This window comes from Pseudarthrobacter sp. NCCP-2145 (assembly GCF_023708005.1).
Lineage (GTDB): Bacteria > Actinomycetota > Actinomycetes > Actinomycetales > Micrococcaceae > Arthrobacter > Arthrobacter oxydans.
This window is the reverse complement of sequence record NZ_BRCG01000004.1, coordinates 133,279-149,669: the sequence shown is the minus strand read 5'-3', so window position 1 is coordinate 149,669 and position 16,391 is coordinate 133,279. Positions and strand designations below refer to the sequence as shown.

9 protein-coding genes and 2 tRNA genes are annotated in these 16,391 nt (G+C 66.6%); 2 read left to right on the top strand and 9 right to left on the bottom strand.

What is annotated here, in order from left to right; translation table 11 throughout:
- Nucleotides 1-3: 3 nt before the first annotated feature.
- From NFU08_RS04975 to NFU08_RS04955, 5 genes are all read right to left on the bottom strand, one after another.
- Nucleotides 4-936 carry a cytochrome b/b6 domain-containing protein gene (locus NFU08_RS04975; protein WP_251421121.1) on the bottom strand — a complete coding sequence of 311 codons (933 nt, stop codon included), beginning with the start codon at nucleotides 934-936 and terminating at the stop codon, nucleotides 4-6.
- Between the two features lie 141 nt (nucleotides 937-1,077).
- Nucleotides 1,078-1,151: transfer RNA gene (locus NFU08_RS04970), tRNA-Met, on the bottom strand.
- A 135-nt stretch (nucleotides 1,152-1,286) separates the two neighbouring features.
- A tRNA-Met gene (locus tag NFU08_RS04965) sits at nucleotides 1,287-1,360 on the bottom strand.
- A 121-nt stretch (nucleotides 1,361-1,481) separates the two neighbouring features.
- The gene (locus NFU08_RS04960) at nucleotides 1,482-4,466 is read right to left on the bottom strand and encodes a UPF0182 family protein (protein WP_251421235.1); all 2,985 of its coding nucleotides are present in this window, start codon (nucleotides 4,464-4,466) and stop codon (nucleotides 1,482-1,484) included.
- Nucleotides 4,467-4,633: 167 nt separating this feature from the next.
- Entirely contained in the window at nucleotides 4,634-5,662 is a 1,029-nt protein-coding gene (locus NFU08_RS04955; RefSeq protein WP_251421233.1) for a PDZ domain-containing protein, read from the bottom strand.
- 321 nt (nucleotides 5,663-5,983) lie between these two features.
- Between NFU08_RS04955 and NFU08_RS04950 the strand changes: the two genes are divergently transcribed.
- Nucleotides 5,984-7,450, top strand: a complete 1,467-nt coding sequence (locus NFU08_RS04950; protein WP_251421119.1) for a zinc-dependent metalloprotease — start codon at nucleotides 5,984-5,986, stop codon at nucleotides 7,448-7,450.
- A gap of 36 nt (nucleotides 7,451-7,486) precedes the next feature.
- Here the strand turns inward: NFU08_RS04950 and NFU08_RS04945 are convergent, their stop codons facing one another.
- The 3 genes from NFU08_RS04945 to nudC are packed head-to-tail and all read right to left on the bottom strand — an operon-like array spanning nucleotide 7,487 to nucleotide 11,301.
- Nucleotides 7,487-8,086 carry a M48 family metallopeptidase gene (locus tag NFU08_RS04945; RefSeq protein ID WP_251421117.1) on the bottom strand — a complete coding sequence of 200 codons (600 nt, stop codon included), beginning with the start codon at nucleotides 8,084-8,086 and terminating at the stop codon, nucleotides 7,487-7,489.
- Complete coding sequence (locus NFU08_RS04940) at nucleotides 8,086-10,221, bottom strand: ATP-dependent DNA helicase UvrD2 (RefSeq protein ID WP_174176400.1); 2,136 nt, start codon at nucleotides 10,219-10,221, stop codon at nucleotides 8,086-8,088. The genes NFU08_RS04945 and NFU08_RS04940 overlap by 1 nt, the downstream gene beginning before the upstream one ends.
- Before the next feature lie 57 nt (nucleotides 10,222-10,278).
- The gene (nudC, locus tag NFU08_RS04935) at nucleotides 10,279-11,301 is read right to left on the bottom strand and encodes an NAD(+) diphosphatase (protein WP_174176402.1); all 1,023 of its coding nucleotides are present in this window, start codon (nucleotides 11,299-11,301) and stop codon (nucleotides 10,279-10,281) included.
- A gap of 140 nt (nucleotides 11,302-11,441) precedes the next feature.
- On the opposite strand from nudC, the gene NFU08_RS04930 reads away from it, so the two are divergent.
- Nucleotides 11,442-12,692: a macrolide 2'-phosphotransferase gene (locus tag NFU08_RS04930; protein ID WP_251421115.1), complete on the top strand. Its 1,251-nt coding sequence runs from the start codon at nucleotides 11,442-11,444 to the stop codon at nucleotides 12,690-12,692.
- 42 nt (nucleotides 12,693-12,734) lie between these two features.
- Here the strand turns inward: NFU08_RS04930 and NFU08_RS04925 are convergent, their stop codons facing one another.
- The gene (locus NFU08_RS04925) at nucleotides 12,735-16,340 is read right to left on the bottom strand and encodes an ATP-dependent DNA helicase (protein WP_251421231.1); all 3,606 of its coding nucleotides are present in this window, start codon (nucleotides 16,338-16,340) and stop codon (nucleotides 12,735-12,737) included.
- Nucleotides 16,341-16,391 lie beyond the last annotated feature (51 nt).

Here is a 16,391-nt window from a genome sequence, read left to right as displayed (position 1 = left end):
CCGTCAGCGGCTGACCTTGCCCATCAGGGACGCGATGGGCCGCAGGAACAGCGGGCGCGCCAGGAACCAGGCGGCCACCATGACCACCACCGAGGCGAGGAACACCCAGAAACCCAACCACCCGTCGTCGTCGCGCACGGCGTACATGTGGTTGAGGTTGCGCAGGGCTCCGGTGGCGAGCACCAGGAAGACATGCACGGCGATGAAGGCCACGAAGTAGATCATCACCGGGAAGTGGACGGCGCGCGCCCACTCGATGGGGAACGCCTTGTTGAGGCCGGCAGCCTTCTTGGGCCAGGCACCGGACATCCGCAGGCCCGTGATGAACGCCAGCGGAGCGGCAATGAAGACTGTGGCGAAGTAGGACAGCAACTGCAGCGCGTTGTAGTTGACCCAGCCGTTCTCGGTAGGCCAGTCCAGGGACGCGTACTGCAGTGCCGCGGAGAGCGCGTTGGGGAAGACGTCCCAGCTGGTGGGCACGATCCGCATCCACTGGCCGGTGGCGAAAAGCAGCACCGCAAACACCAGGCCGTTGAGGATCCACAGGACATCCAGCGTCAGGTGGAACCACAGCTCAAGGCTGATTTTGGTGGGCGGGTTCTTCGTCTTGATCAGGCCCTTGTTGTTCCGTGTCCAGTGCCCGCTGGGGCGGGTGGTGGTCCGCACCTGCCACCCGGTACGGATGATCAGCAGCAGGAAGAACGCATTCAGGAAGTGCTGCCAGGCAAGCCAGGCGGGAAAGCCCACGGGGGCATTGTCCGGAAGCTCCGAATGGCCCGGATAGTCAGCCACGAAGGAAGCGACGGCGGGCAGCCCCATCAGCCACCTGGCAACCAGCACCACCAGGACCAGCCCTCCGAGGACGGCAGGCACCCCCCAGTAGAGTCGCGACCGCTGACCCGCCGCGGTACGGGGCTTCTTCGTGGGTGTGGACATCGAACAACATTCCTCTCGAGAATGACTGGCCAAGTGCTCACGGCGTGTGAGGCTCTGCGAAAGAGAATACTAGGAACTGCACGTATCCACGGAAAAAAGAAGACCCCGGCCGGCTGGTAGCCGGTCAGGGTCTTCACATAGTTGCGGGGACAGGATTTGAACCTGTGACCTCTGGGTTATGAGCCCAGCGAGCTACCGAACTGCTCCACCCCGCGTCGCTGAAACAACACTACCCTAGTTTTCCGGCCGCGTTTTCCACTCGGGAATTCTCGCCTGGGTCGGCAGGAAGTCCCCGGCGCTTAAACAAAAACATCCGGACACTGTTTCCAGTGTCCGGATGCTTCCATCAGTTGCGGGGACAGGATTTGAACCTGTGACCTCTGGGTTATGAGCCCAGCGAGCTACCGAACTGCTCCACCCCGCGTCGCAAGAACTACTTTACCGGTACGTGAACACAAGGCCAAATCGTGGACGCGTGATCTCCGTCTCGCCAACGCAAACGGCACCTGCCCCGAAGGAGCAGGTGCCGTTGTCCGCCGTCGTGATCAGCTGGTGGCTGAGGGTGACGGGCTCGCTTCAGGCGCATCGGTGGCTGCCGGCGCGGGCGTGGCCTCGGGTGCGACAACCGGGATCTTCGCTTCCGCAGCCACTGCCTTCTGGAGGGCAGCCGCAATCTTCTTCTGCGCCTCGCCGTAGGCTGCGAAGTCCCCTGCAGCTAGAGCCGACTGGCCCTCCCGGATCGCCGCATTCGCTTCATCCAGTGCGGCCTTCAGCTCAGCCTTGGCGTCAGCTCCCGCAGGGGTTCCCGGCGCAGCCGGATCTACCGGGGTCTGTCCGTTGTTGTCCGAATCGCCCGCGGCAGCCCCGGAGTCTCCTCCGAAGAGCTGCTTCAGTGCCCCGTCCAGGGTGGGGGCGAAGCCCACCTTGTCGCCGAATGCCACCAGGACGCGCTGCAGTGTGGGGTACGACGTTTCGCCGGTCGACTTGAGGTAGACAGGCTGGACGTACAGGATGCCGCCGCCTACCGGAAGCGTCAGCAGGTTGCCGTTGAGCACTTCAGACGCTCCCTGGCGCAGCAGGTTGAGGGCCTGCGAAACCGTGGGATCGGAGTTGAACTTGTTTTGCGCCTGGCCGGGACCCGGCACCTGGATCTCCGGCGGGATCTGCAGCAGCCTCAGCTTGCCGTAGCTCTCCGCCTTCACACCCGCCTCGTTCCCGGCATCCGAGTCAGCGGCAAGGAAGCCATAGAGCACGTTGCGTGCGTTCCCGTTGACAATCTGCGGGATGAACGACGACGTCAGCTGGAAGGCGGGCTTGTCCTGGTCCGGCATCTGGAGGGACATGTAGAACGGCGGCTGCTTAACGCCGCTGTTGGATTCAACGGTGGGATCCGCCGGCACGCTCCAGACATCCTTGGTCTGGTAGAACGTGGACGGATCGGTCACGTGGTACTCCCCCAAGAGCTGGCGCTGGACCTTGAACAGGTCCTCCGGGTACCGGACGTGGCTCATGACATCGCCGGACATCTCCGAGAAAGGCTTGAGAGAGGCGGGGAACACCTTCTGCCAGGACTTCAGCAGCGGGTCCTGGTCGTCCCAGGCGTACAGGGTGACCGAACCGTCGTATGCATCAACGGTGGCCTTCACCGAGTTCCGGATGTAATTGACGGTGCTGTTGGGCAAGGCAACCGCGCGGCCGGACGTGGTCTGGGTGTCCGCCGTGGCATCGGAAAGCCGCTCCTGCTGGGAGTACGGGTAGAACTGGCTGGTGGTGTAGCCATCCACGATCCATTTGACGCGGCCGTCCACCACTGCCGGATAAGCGTTCCCATCGACGGTCAGGTATGGGGCAACCTTTTCCACGCGCTCACGGGGACTGCGGTCATACAGGATCTGCGACTCGGGGTTGACGCCGTCCGAAAGCAGCAGGTCTGAGGACTGGAACTTGATGGAGTAGAGCACGCGGTTGAAGAACGTGCCCACGTTGGGGCCGCCGTTGCCTTCAAAGGTGTACTGGTTGTCCCCCTCGCCTTCCCTGCCCGACGGCCGGTCCTGCTCGCGGGCTGGGGCGCCGTCCGGCGCGCCAACGATCGAGTAGTCGGGAGAGGATTCACCGAAGTAGATTCGGGGCTCATAGGTTGAATCGTCACCCAGGACACCTGTTGACGGAATACCCGACTGCAGGAATTCCGGCTTGCCGTCCACGGTGAACTTGTTGCCCTTTGCAGCCACAACACCGTAGCCATGGGTGTACACAACATGCTGGTTGAGCCAGCCCTGCTGGTTGGTTGCCACGTTGGCGGGGTTGAGTTCGCGGACCGCGATCACGGTGTCCTGGATCTTGCCGTCCACCTCATACCGGTCCACATTGAGGGCTTCCGGGAACTGGTAGTAGGGGCGGTACTGCTCAAGCTGGGAGAACGCATCCGAAATCAGGTTCGGGTCCAGCAACCGGATGTTTGCCGTGGTCTGGGCATCGGGCGCGAGGGCTCCGGTGCTGGCCGTGTTGGTGGCGTTGTAGCGGTCCACCTGGATCTTGTCCAGGCCGTAGGCCTCACGCGTGTTGTTGATATTGCGCTGGATGTATTCCTTTTCCAGCGTCTCCTCCGAGGGACGAACCTGGAACTGCTGGATCACCCACGGGTAGACACCGCCGGCCAGGATGGACGTGATGACCAGCATGGCGGTTCCGATAACCGGCAGCCGCCACTTGCCGATGATGGCAGCGACAACGAACAGGACGGCAACGAGCACCGCCGCCACGGCGAGGATGGCCTTCGTGGGAATGACGGCGTTGACATCCGTGTACAGGGCGCCGGCCCAGCGTCCGCTGTTGCTCTGGACCGCAGTGAAGCGGTCCAGCCAGAAGTTGAGTCCCAGAAGCACCAGGAAGGAAGCGCCGGCGACGGCGATATGGATCTGTGCGGCCCGGCTGGTGAAGACGCCGCGTTCCATCAGGCGGATGCTGCCGTAGAGGTAATGCGTCAGGATGCCCGCGATCCCGGCAATCACCACAACGCTGATCAGGAAGCCGGTCACGAAACCAAAAAACGGGAGCGACATCAGGTAGAAGCTGATGTCCATACCAAATTCGGGGTCTTCTTTGCCGAAGGGCTCCTGGTTGAAGAACAGGAGGACCTTCTGCCACTGGCTCGCGGCGGCGCTGCCGGCGAAGAGCCCGAAGAGGACGGGGAGCCCGATCATGACAACGCGCCGGACGGGTTCCAGCTGCGCCTGGTAGCGGTTCAGGTTGTCCCTGATTTCGGAGTCGGGCGCGTACACCGGGCGGGCGTTGTACGCGATGCGGATCGCGAAGAACACCGCCAGGAACATGATGGCGAAACCGGCGGCAAAGATACCGATCCGGACCAGGTTCTCGGTGACGAAGACCTCGATGAACCCCAACTGCCGGTACCAGAGGACGTCGGTCCAGACGTTGGCAAAGAAGATGAAGCCCACTACCACCAGGGCAACAACGATCAAGGTGGGCGTCAACGCCCCGCGTCGTGAAGGGGGCCTGCCTGTGGACATGGTGCTGGCGGGACGGGACAAACTGGGTACCTCATAGCTGGTCGTCAGATAAATCAGAGCGTGCGTGCGTGCGACGTCCGGCACCGGTCAAACGGCCGGTTTCGTCCGTCATATTTGCCACGAGTGGCGGTAGAGCTTAGTTCCTGTCGAGTCTAGTTGCGCCCAGTCTAGTTGCCCGGGCAGGCCGGAAGGCCGGACGTGTCCTGACCGTTACCTGCACGTTCGACGGCGTCGCGCGCCTCTGCCAGGGTCTCCACCCGGACTACCTGCAGCCCGTCGGGGATGTGCCCTGCTACTTCCTGGCAGTTCGCGGCGGGGGCAAGGAATAACGTTGCTCCCGCGGCCCGGGCCCCCTGCAGTTTCTGTTCGATGCCGCCGATGGGGCCCACGAGGCCGTCCGGGGAGATGGTTCCGGTCCCTGCGATGTGCTTGCCGCCCGTCAGGTCTCCCGGTGTGACGGTGTCGATGATCCCCAGGGAGAACATCAGCCCCGCGCTGGGACCGCCGACTTTCTCCAGCGAGATCTCGACGTCGAAGGGGAAGGTGAACAGGTATTTGAGCATTACTCCGAGGATGAAGCGGCCCTCGCCGTTGTCCTGGGGGGTGATGGTTTCGGTGACGGACTTCCCGTCACGCTCCACTGCCACAGAGACCGGCACGCCGTTTCCCGCGGCCAGTTCCTCCTGGACGACCGCCAGCGAGGTGATGTCCTTGCCGTTAATGGTCTTCAGGATGTCGCCGGGCTGGATCTTTCCGTCCGAGGCCGAATTCTCGGAGAGGCCGGCGGCCTGCAGCTGCTGCCCGAACGGGATATCAAGCTCTTTGAGGGCAGAAGCTACGGCGTTCTCCTGTGACGTGGTCATCGCCACGGAACTCTGTTCCTCTGCCTCTTCCCTGGTGGTGCCCGTGGGATAAAGCAGTTCCACGGGGTGCACGGCTTTGGAAGGGTCAACCCACGCCGAAAACGCATCCAGGATGCTGACCGGGCCGTTGGGGCCGCCGTCCACGTAGACCGTGGTCAGGTCCAGGTTTCCCTTGGCCGGGTAGGTTTCCCGGCCGCTGATGCTGATGACCGGGCTCCCCTGGCTTTCGCCCAGGGTGTTGTACGTCGGGCCGGGCGACTCCACGACGTAGGGAACGGGGAGGGTGCCCACGGCAATTCCCAGGCCCAGCGCCGACATTCCCGCGAGCAGCATCGCCGACACTTTCCTGTCCCGGGGAGCGCGTTCCGGAGCGGGCGCACCGCCCGCCGTGCCGTCGTCGGCCCTTTCCTCATGGGCGGACGTGCCCGGCACGCGTGTTTCGCCTGTTTGCGCAGGCAGGCCGCGGGTGAAGAGCTCAGGAGCGTGGTCGTCTGAGGGGTGGCCGCCACGGGTTGTAGTCACCCAACCAAGACTACGCGGTGCCGGTGGATGCCAGCTCTTTGCCTAGAGCGAACGACGACGCCGTCCGGCAGACAGCCGACCATGGCCGGGGTACCGTGAAGGTTGACAGCCACACCGACGATCGGCGGGATCATGACCTCCAATCCACTCAATCCGTCCAACGGCGACGACACCCCCAAGGATCCGTTGACCGAGATGCTGCAGAACCTGATGGGCGGCAAGGGGATGGAGAATTTCGACCCCGCTGAACTGGCCAAGGCTGCGGGGCTTCCGAACGACCCCAACCTGCTGGCGCAGATGTTCTCCCAGGTGCAGGCAATGATGAGCGCCCCTTCGGAGGGGCCCGTCAACTGGCAGCTTGCCCACGACAACGCCCGCCGTGTTGCCGCGAGCGGCAGCGACCCTTCGGTAACGTCCCAGCAGTCACGCGAGGTTGATGAGGCCCTCCGCCTGGCGGAGCTGTGGCTGGACCCCGTCACGGACCTTCCCGCCACGGGCCTGATCGGCCGGGCCTGGTCCCGGGCGGAATGGGTGGAGGCCACGCTGGGCACCTGGAAGCGGCTGACCGAGCCGGTGGCCAACAGCATCGCAAATGCGCTGTCCTCGGCCATGACGGAGCAGATGCCCGAGGAAATGAAGTCCATGATGGGCGGGGCGTCCTCGATGCTCCAGAACATGGGCGGCGCCATCTTCGGCATGCAGTTGGGCCAGGCCATCGGTGCCCTCTCCGCTGATGTGGTCAGTTCCACCGACATCGGGGTCCCCCTCGCGGACCTGGAGATGGCTCTGCTGCCGGCCAACGTCGCGGCGTTCGGGGAGGGCCTGTCCCTGGCCGAGAACGACATCCGGCTCTTCCTCGCAGTGCGGGAAGCCGCCCACGCACGGCTGTTCGTCCAGGTCCCCTGGCTCCGCGGACACCTGCTGGGTGCCATCGAGGCGTACGCCCGCGGCATCCACATCGACACCTCGCGCATCGAGGAACTTGCACGGGACCTTGACCCCAGCAACCCGGAAGGCATCCAGGAGGCCCTGTCGCAGGGTGTCTTCATGCCGCAGCGGACGCCGGCGCAGGACCAGGCCCTCGAAAAGCTGGAGACCGCCCTGGCGCTGGTGGAGGGCTGGGTGGACGAACTCACTGCCGCGGCCACCGAGAACCTGCTGCCGTCCGCGGGCGCGCTGCGGGAGACCGTGCGGCGCCGGCGGGCAACCGGCGGTCCGGCCGAGCACGCCTTTGCCTCCCTGGTGGGGCTGGAGCTGCGGCCCCGAAGGCTGCGCGACGCCGCCACGTTGTGGGCCACCCTCAAGGAAGAACGCGGCATCGAGGGCCGCGACGCCATCTGGCACCACCCGGACCTGCTGCCGACTGCCGAGGACCTGGACGATCCCAAGGGCTTCAGCGGGCGCCGCAAGCTGGCAGAAGCAAGTGACAGCGAAGTGGACGACGCTTTGCAGAAGCTCCTCAGCGGCGGCTTCGACTCCCCGCCGGAAGCGGAAGAAGGCAGTGGCGCCGGCGGACAGGACGGCACCGCAAAGAAGGACGACGGCGGGCGTCCCGACGACGAGGGCAGTGAGGGCCAGGAGGGCCAGCCGAAAGGCTAGGACCCCGCCCCGGCGGTGTCCGCCGGCAGGACGGATTCAGTCAGCGTCGGGGTCGGCCATGCCGCGTCCGGTGGCAAAGGAAACACCCTCAAGGAACGCCTTGGCCCGCTGCGTCTCCGGGTACGTCTCGAGCAGCTGCCAGAAGGCAGCGTTGTGCGCAGCCACCAGCAAGTGGGCGAGCTCATGGAGCAGGACGTAGTCGATCACCCACTGGGGCATGGGACGCAGTTTGTCCGAGAGCCTGATGGTTCCCTCTGCCGGAGTGGCAGAACCCCAACGCGAGTTCTGGTTGCTGACCCAGCGCACCGACGTCGGTACGGCGCGTCCCCCCAGGTACTTGGCAGACAATTGAGCCGCATGTTCCGCGAGGGCAGCGTCCGTGGCCGGCCGCCTCCTGCCCGCTGCCGCCCGCCGCTCCCCCTGGCGCTGCAGCTTTGCCACCATCTTGTGCACCCATTCGGCTTCCTGGGCAGCAGTGAACCGGGCGGGTATCGCGACCACCGCGGTTCCGTTCTCCCAGAACGCGGCTACGGTGCGGGTGCGCCGGGACGAACGCCGGACCACTACAGGCGCGCCGTCCTCCGTGGTGATGGAAGCAGCAGCCGCCACCTTATGCCCCGCGAAGTGGCCGGCCATTACAGCGACGTGCTTTCCGTCAGGACACGCAGGACGTCTTCCCCATACCGTTCAAGCTTTGCAGGTCCCACCCCTGCCAGCCGGGCGAGCTCTTCGAGCGACGCTGGGCGTGCTTCGGCAATGGCCGTCAGGGTTGCGTCGGTGAACACCACGAATGCGGGCACCTCGGCGGAGAGGGCAACCTCCCGGCGCCAGTTACGGAGGGCGTCGAAGGTTTGTTCCTCGTAGCCCGGCGGACAGGAGTTGCACCGGCCCACTTTGCGTTCCGCCCCGGTGCCGAGCATGCTTCCGCAGACCCTGCACATGGCGGGAGCGGCGGCTTTCCTGCGGGTCACCGTCACCTTCCCCCGGGTGCTTGAACTGGCCACGGAGTCGGGACGCAATCCATCAAGGAACCTTGAGGGTTTGCGGTTGGCGCGGCCGCCCGGGGTCCGGGCGGTGGACCATGACAGGGACAGGTGTTCACGTGCCCGGGTGATTCCCACGTACAGGAGCCGGCGTTCCTCGTCCACCGATTCCGGGGAGTCGGCAAACGAAATGGGCATCAGCCCTTCACTGAGCCCCACCAGGAAGACGGCGTCCCATTCCAGGCCCTTGGCTGCGTGGAGGGAGGCAAGAGTTACACCCTGGACGGTGGGGGCGTGCTGCGCCAGGGAACGTTCCTGGAGTTCGTTGACGAAGTCGGCCAGGCTGAACTGTGTGCCCCGTACCTGGACCAGTTCATCCGCAAGGGCAACCAGCGCGGCCAGAGACTCCCAGCGCTCCCGGAGGGCCCCGCCGCTGTGCGGGGCCGCATCCGTGTAGCCAAGCGAGGAGACGATGTCGCGGACCAGCTGCCCGAGCGGCTGGGGGGAGTCCGTCTCGGCGACGGCCCGGGTGGCCGCGCGCAGCTGCAGGATGGCGTCGCGCACCTCCTTGCGGGCAAAGAACCGTTCACCGCCGCGCAGCTGGTAGCCGATGCCGGCGGCGGCGAGGGCCTGTTCGTATGCCTCGGACTGGCCGTTGGTGCGGAACAGGACAGCAACCTCGCTGGCGGGTGTCCCGGCGTCGAGCAGTGCCTTGATCTTTTGGGCAACCGTGGCGGCCTCCGCCTCGTCATCCGCACATTCCGTAAACTGCGGCGCCGGGCCTGCCGGCCGCTGGGCCACAAGCTGCAGGGGCGAGGCCCAGGCGGCGTCGGCCACGGGACCTCCGCTGCGCCTGCCCGCCAAAAGGTCGTTCGCGAGCTTCACCACCTGAGGCGTGGAGCGGTAGTCCCGGATGAGCTTGACCACGTTGGCCTGCGGATAGCGGGCTTTGAACTCCAGCAGGTGCTTAGGGGAAGCTCCGGTGAACGAATAGATGGTCTGGCTTGCGTCTCCAACAACGCAGAGCTCGTCGCGGCCGCCCAGCCAGAGTTCCAGGAGCCGCTGCTGCAAGGGGGAAACGTCCTGGTACTCGTCCACCACGAAGTGGCGGTACTGCTCACGGACGGTGGCGGCGACCTTCTCGTCCTCCTGGAGGATTCCCACCGTGATCAGCAGGACGTCCTCGAAGTCAATGACGTTGCGGTCGGTCTTGACGTCCTCGTAGGACTGGAAGACGCGGGCTACGGCGGTGAGGTCGAAGCCGCCCGGGGCTCCCCTGTCCTGCGCGTTTTCCAGGTAGTTTGCCGGCGTGAGCATGGAGACCTTGGCCCATTCGATCTCCGAGGCGAGGTCGCGGATGGAAGCCCTGTCGGTGCTGAGCCGGAGCCGCCGGGCGGCCTCGGCCAGCATCTGGGCTTTGTGGTCCAGCAGGTTGGGCAGGGTACCGCCAACAGCCTGCGGCCAGAAAAACTGCAGCTGGCGCAGCGCCGCGGCATGGAAGGTGCGCGCCTGAACGTTTCCCGCTCCAAGGTCACGCAGCCGGCTGCGCATCTCGGCCGCAGCGCGGGCCGTGAAAGTCACGGCCAGCAGCCGCTGCGGCGAGTAGACGCCGGAATGGACGCCGTAGGCGATGCGGTGGGTGATGGCGCGGGTCTTTCCGGTCCCCGCCCCGGCCAGGACGCACAGCGGCCCGCTCAGGGTGCTGGCCACCTCCCGCTGCTCCGCGTCCAGGCCTCCCAGGATGCGGTCCTCAAGGGATGCTGCCCCGTCAAATTGTTCTGTAGTCACTTCTGCTGCTCTTTGTCTCGACTACCGCGTGCTGGAGTCTGGTGGATTCGTGGTGGGTCAGGCCTCGGCCAGGTCCCGGATGCGTCCGCCATACCAGTGCTCTATCAGCGAGCGGGCAATGGAAAGCCGGCTCGAAATGGTGATATCGCCGGCGAGTACAGCCTCCTGGAGTTCCTCCCGGCTGAACCAGCGCGCCCTGGTGACCTCAACGCCGTCGGGCCTTGCCTCGGCGTCTTCGGTGACGGCGGTAAATCCAAGCATAAGGGAGGCCGGGAACGGCCACGACTGCGATCCGAGGTACTGGCATGTGGTCACCCGGACTCCCACCTCCTCATAAATCTCGCGGACCACGGCCTGTTCGAGTGATTCCCCGGGCTCCACGAAGCCGGCCAGCGTGGAATAGTTCCTGGCGTCCAGCGGACCGCCGCCGCCCAGCAGCAGCCGTCCGTCCGGACCCACAACGGTAACGATGATGGCCGGGTCTGTCCGTGGGTAGTGTTCCGAGGAATCCGCAGGACACCGGCGGACCCAGCCGCCGGCCTCGACCTCGGTGGGGGTACCGCAGCGCGGGCAGTGGGTGTGCCCGGCGTGCCAGTTGGTGATGGCACTGGCCTCCACAAAGAGGGCAGTGTGTGTGGCGCTCAGCCCCGCTGCGACCTCGCGGAAGCCGGCCCAGCGGGCATCGGACGGGATCCCGGCTGTACCCGGAGCAACCTGCTCCGGGAGCACATAAAGCAGGAGCCCCGTTCCAGCCGGCAGATCCGAATCCGGAAGCGCGGAGCCCAGGTAGATGACCAGTTCAGGCGCCGACCCGGCTGCCGTGAGCTCCTGGAACAACGGCTGTGCGGCGGCTACGCACAGGCCGCCGCCCTGCACCAGGCCCTGCCGCCCGGACAGCACAACAGCGAGCGTTCCGGGACTGGCCAGTTGTTCGTCCACGATCCCCGGCGCCGTCCGGACGGCCGACCCGCGGTCCACCAGCGCCGGCCTGACGGGGAGGAGGGTGTCCATGAGGTGGTTCGCAGGCAGCGTTGCCGGCTGCCCCTGGTAGACCGGTGTAACAGACTCCGCATGGCTCATAGGTCCACCGTACTGACTGGGGCTGACAAATGACATTTCCAGCCGTCCCACCGCGGCACCACCCCCCCTATTTGCAGGTATCTCAAGACTCGCCGCCGCCGGACCGGCCTCCCGGCCCGCAGGCAATCTACCGTTGAAAGGTGAGAAGAAAAGCGATTGAACTGGCAGCCGTTGCAACCGCGGCAGTCCCCGGGCTGACACCGACGGCAGTTAGCTCTGCTCCGGACGACCCCGCGGACTTCGACTCAGCGCTGCTCCTCGACTCGGAAGGGAAGCGCTGGCGGGTCAGGTCGCCGCGCCACGCCGAGGCCAGCGCCCGCCTGGAAACAGAATTCCTGGTGCTGCGCGCCTTCGCGCCGGCCATCCGCGCCGAACTGCCCTTCCTGATGCCCACGGTTGCCGGCAGCGTGCGCCTGGGAAGCCTGAGCACTTTCGTGTACTCGCATCTGGGCGGCAGCACCCGCAGCGTTGAGGAACTGACGGCCGGGCCGGATGCCCTGGCCCGGGAAATCGGCGTGGCACTGGCGGCCATCCACGATCTGCCCCGCGCGATCGTCAGCAATGCCGACCTGCCCAGCTATACCCCCAACGAATTCCGGCAGCGCAGGCTGAACGAGCTGGACCAGGCCGCCACCACCGGAAAAATTCCTCCGGCCCTGCTGCTGCGCTGGGAGCACGCACTTGAGGACGTGTCCTTGTGGCGCTTCAATCCCTCCGTGGTGCACGGGGACCTGCATGAGGACAACCTTCTCGTGGAGGGCTCCCGGGTCACCGCCGTGACCGGCTGGACAGACCTCCGCATCGGCGACCCCGCCGACGACTTTGCCTGGCTGGTGGCATCCAACGAGCAGGACTTCGTGGACGCCGTCCTGGCCGCTTACACCGCCGGCCGCCGCGACAAGCCCGACAAGCACCTGCTTCGGCGGGCAGCGCTGTCGGCCGAATTCGCCCTGGCCCAGTATCTGGTCAAGGGCATCGCGGCCGGCGACGCCACCATGGTGGCGGAGGCGGAAGAGATGTTGGCCACCCTGGCCAGCGACATTGCAGAGCACGGCGGGCAGCCCATCAGCATTGAGCCCCTTCCGTCCCCGGCGGCTGCCACGGTCCCCGCCGAGGCTGCGCCTGCTTCCGTGGAACCTGCAGCGGGGGCAGGGGCTGGCCCCGGGTTACGGGCGGCCGACGGCGATGTGCCGGCAGCGGTGCCTCCGGTCACCGTCTTTCCGGTACCGGCAGTCCAGCCGGCCGTGCACGTGACCCCTATCCCCGTCGACCCCACACCTGCACCTGCAACTCCCCCGGCCGGCACCGGGGGCGGCGCCCCTGACGCACCAGGTGGTCCGGATGACACGTCGACGGCTGCCCTCACCATTGTTGAGGCCAACAAGCGCTAGCCTCGGGGCGCGAGACAGCTAAAGGACGTCCACGACGCACTTTCAGGCAGAGGTGAAGGCAGCCGCCACCATCTCCTCCAGCTGGTCAGCGGATGCGAGGTCATGCGGCCGCACGATCTTGTTGTCTGCAACGTAGAAGAAGGCCGCCCGGACATCCTCCAGTGGCACGCCTTTCAGCCGCGACCACGCCAGCCGGTAGACGGCAAGCTGCACCGCCCGGGTCCGCAGCTGGGGCCCGGACGGCCGCCGTCCGGTCTTCCAGTCCACCAGGTCCCAGCGGCCGTCCGCGTCCTGGAAGACGGCGTCGATCCGTCCACGGACCACAACGTCACCTACGCGGGTCTCCACCGGGACCTCAACAAAAGCCGGGGAGCGGTGGGCCCACGGGGAGGACCTGAAGGTGGCCACCATGGCGTCGAGGTCGTAGGCCGCATCGATGTGGTCATCGGAACCCGGCGCCTCGCCAAGGTCCAGCATGCCTGCACTCCCGAAGTACTCTTCCACCCACGCGTGGAAGGCTGTTCCCTTCCGTGCCGACATGCCCGGTTCACGCGGCACCGGCCTGCGGAGCCGCCAGAGCACCGCCTCCGGGTCTTCGTTGAGGTCCACAAGTGTGGATGCGGAAATATGGGTGGGAAGGTGCACCTCCTGGGCGGACGACTTCCTTGCCCGGCGTTCCAGCAGCAGTGCTGCTTCCCTCGCCCAGCCGGCAGCCGGACCGCTGAGCTGCGGAGCCGGGACCATCATGAAGTTGTCCTGGCCGGATAGAGCATTCGCGGGCGCTCCGGCATCCGGCAGGGGCAGGGCCCGCTCATGGGGCAGGGCCCTTCCATGGTGCATGGACTCTAGGGCAGCTGCCACCCGGGCGGACGCCCGTTCCATGGCATCCCTGCGGCCCGTGCCAAGGCGGAGGCGCCCACCCGTCCGGGGATCCACCGGCCCCTCCAAGGGATCGTAGGGCCAGCCGGCCACCTCCACATCGAGGGTCAGCGGGCTGGCCTCCGGCAACGAAGCCTCCTCCACAGACCGCGGGTGGATGCCTGCCTGCACCGGGAGACCTTCGCGGGCCGGCGCAGCCAATGGCTCCAGCTCGGCCAGGAACTGTGACATGTCGGCCCGCCCGGACCTCGACCCCACCCAGGCTGCGCTGGACGCCCAGAGGACGTGCTTGGCCCGGGTGTACGCCACGTAGGCCAGGCGGCGTTCCTCCGACTCCCCGTGCGCCTGGACGGCTGCCTTGAAGTCCTTTTCCGCGTCCAGCCATCCTTTTTGGTCCGGCTGGTCCAGGTCCCACTGGGGCAGGTCTGCCCGGTCGCCGCGCAGCGGCCAGGGCAGGGCCGCGGATCCGCTGCTCCAGCGCGAGTCACGGTCGCTGGGAAAGTCCTTGGCATTCAGGCCCGGAACAAAGACAACATCCCATTCCAGCCCTTTGGAGGCATGCACGGTGAGCAGCTGGACCGCCTCACGGTTGACATCGCTTGGCGGTGCTTCCAAGCCGTTTTCTTCAGCTGATGCCGCTTCCAGCCAGGACAGGAAGGCGAGGATGTCCACGCGCTGTGAGGTGCGCAGGAAGCCGGCCGCTGCATCCTGGAAGGCGTCAAGGTTCCGGCGGGCCTGGTGGATGCTGATGCCCGGCCTGGCGGCGACCTCGATGTCAAGGAGCATGGCCCTCTCCACTTCTCCCAGCAGCGTGGTGAGGTCGTCCCCCAGGTAGCCCCGGAGCTGGCGCAGCTCCGCCGAAAGCCGAAGCATCCGTCCGCGTGCGGCCGGGGTGAGGGACCTGCCGTTCGATGAGGTCCACCCCTCGCGCGGCAGCCAGTCCAGGGCTTCAACGAGGCTGGCGGTGTCCGTCAGGTCGCCTTCCAGGACGGCCGGTTCGGCATCCGGGACGGTGTCATCAGCCGCTCCGGCCTGGCCGCGTCTCCGGGCGAGCTGGCTGGACCAGTCCCTCAGCGCCATCAAATCTGCCGGGCCTATCCGCCAGCGGGCCCCCGCGAGCAGGCGCATCAGCGCGTCGGAGCGGCCGGGGTCGGCGAGGACGCGCAGGGTGGCCACTAGATCCACGATTTCCGGGGTATCGAGGAGGCCGCCGAGACCGACAATCTCGTAGGCGATGCCTCGGGCCTCCAGTTGGCGCCGGATGGGTTCCATTTGCGCACGGCGCCGGCACAGCACGGCGATGGCGGGCGGAACCGGGGAACCGTCGGGCTTGAGCTCAAAGTCCGTCACACGGTATTTGAGGATGTCGTCAGCGAGCGCGGCAGCTTCGTCCACGTCGCTGGCAAACCGGCCCAGCACCACGGATCCTGCCGCCGCGTGCGGACTGGGCTGCAGCGGCGGAACTTCGGGGGCCACGGCCCCTCCCCCGCCGGCGGGGCCGCGCTGCGCGGCCGCCCGTCCCAGGGACTCGGACATGACGTTGGCCGCGGCCAGGATCGAGCGGCCGTTCCGCCAGGCCGTCGTCAGGTAGGACGTCGGCGCAGGAGCCCAGGTCCCGGTGTCCTCCGCTGGACGCTCCCCCGCGGCGCCTTCTTCCGACCCCTGGGGGGCCGTCTCCAGCCTCACCGGAAACTCCCGGACAAAATGGAAGAGCTGCCCGGCCGAGGCTCCGCGGAATCCGTAGATCGACTGGTTGGGATCACCCACGGCCGTCACCGCATGTCCGCCGCCGAAGAGCCTTGAAAACAGGACGAGCTGGGCGTGGGACGTATCCTGGAACTCGTCCAGCAGCACCACCTTGTAGCGCTGCCGCTCCATCTGCGCAGCCAGGGGGACTTCGCGTGCCACTCGGGCAGCGAGGGCCACCAGGTCGCCGAAGTCCAGCGCACCGCGGGCCCGTTTGGCCTCTGCATAGCGTCCCACCATGTCGGCCACGGAAGCCCTGGTCCGCAGCATTCCGGCGAGATCGGCCGCTGCCTGCGGGGGATTCTTCTTTTTGTCGGCAAGGTAAGGAAGTGACTCGAAGTCGGACAACCGCGCCATCAGCCAGGCCTCGACGTCCTCGGGTTCTTGGAGGTGCTCGGCGCATTCACCGGCCAGCTGGATGACTGCCTTCACCAGCGTGGACTTTGCTGCCCGGAAATGTCCGTATTCGCCGTCGTAGGCCTCCACGACCTCGCTGGCCAGCTGCCAGGCCTGCGCACCGCCCAGCAGGACCACATCACGCTCCACCCCCAGCCGGAGCCCGTAGTCGGAGACGATGCCGCTGGCGAACGAGTGGTAGGTGGACACCTTCGGTTCCAGGGCGTCGCTGCTGAGCAGCCCCTCGGGGAAAACCGTGTGACCCCTTTCCCGGCCAACCGTGTCCTGGGCCATCTTGTCCTGGGCAACCAGCCGCTGGAGGGCAGCCAGCTTCGCACGGATGCGCGATGCCAGCTCACCGGCAGCCTTCCGGGTAAAGGTCACACCCAGGACTTCTTCCGGCCTGACCCACCCGTTGGCCACGAGCCACACCACGCGGTCCGCCATGGTGGCTGTCTTCCCCGATCCTGCCCCCGCAATAACCAGCCGCGGGGTCAGCGGCGACGAAATGATCGCCGACTGTTCCGGCGTCGGCACGTTTTTTTCACCCAGCAGCGCGGAAAGCTCTTCCGGGCTGAACCGCGGCCGGGGCGGTGTGGCGGCCGGTGCTGCTTCCCGGGCAGCCAAGGCCAGGGCGCCTGAAGGCCCGGCGGCAAGGGACGACCCCTGCTCTTGCAC

What these genes read in the sequence shown, in the direction of transcription:
- NFU08_RS04975 (WP_251421121.1), bottom strand. Translation starts at nt 936, where the DNA reads ATGTCCACACCCACGAAGAAGCCCCGTACCGCGGCGGGTCAGCGGTCG.
- NFU08_RS04960 (WP_251421235.1), bottom strand. Translation starts at nt 4,466, where the DNA reads ATGTCCACAGGCAGGCCCCCTTCACGACGCGGGGCGTTGACGCCCACC.
- NFU08_RS04955 (WP_251421233.1), bottom strand. Translation starts at nt 5,662, where the DNA reads ATGCTGCTCGCGGGAATGTCGGCGCTGGGCCTGGGAATTGCCGTGGGC.
- NFU08_RS04950 (WP_251421119.1), top strand. Translation starts at nt 5,984, where the DNA reads ATGACCTCCAATCCACTCAATCCGTCCAACGGCGACGACACCCCCAAG.
- NFU08_RS04945 (WP_251421117.1), bottom strand. Translation starts at nt 8,086, where the DNA reads ATGGCCGGCCACTTCGCGGGGCATAAGGTGGCGGCTGCTGCTTCCATC.
- nudC (WP_174176402.1), bottom strand. Translation starts at nt 11,301, where the DNA reads ATGAGCCATGCGGAGTCTGTTACACCGGTCTACCAGGGGCAGCCGGCA.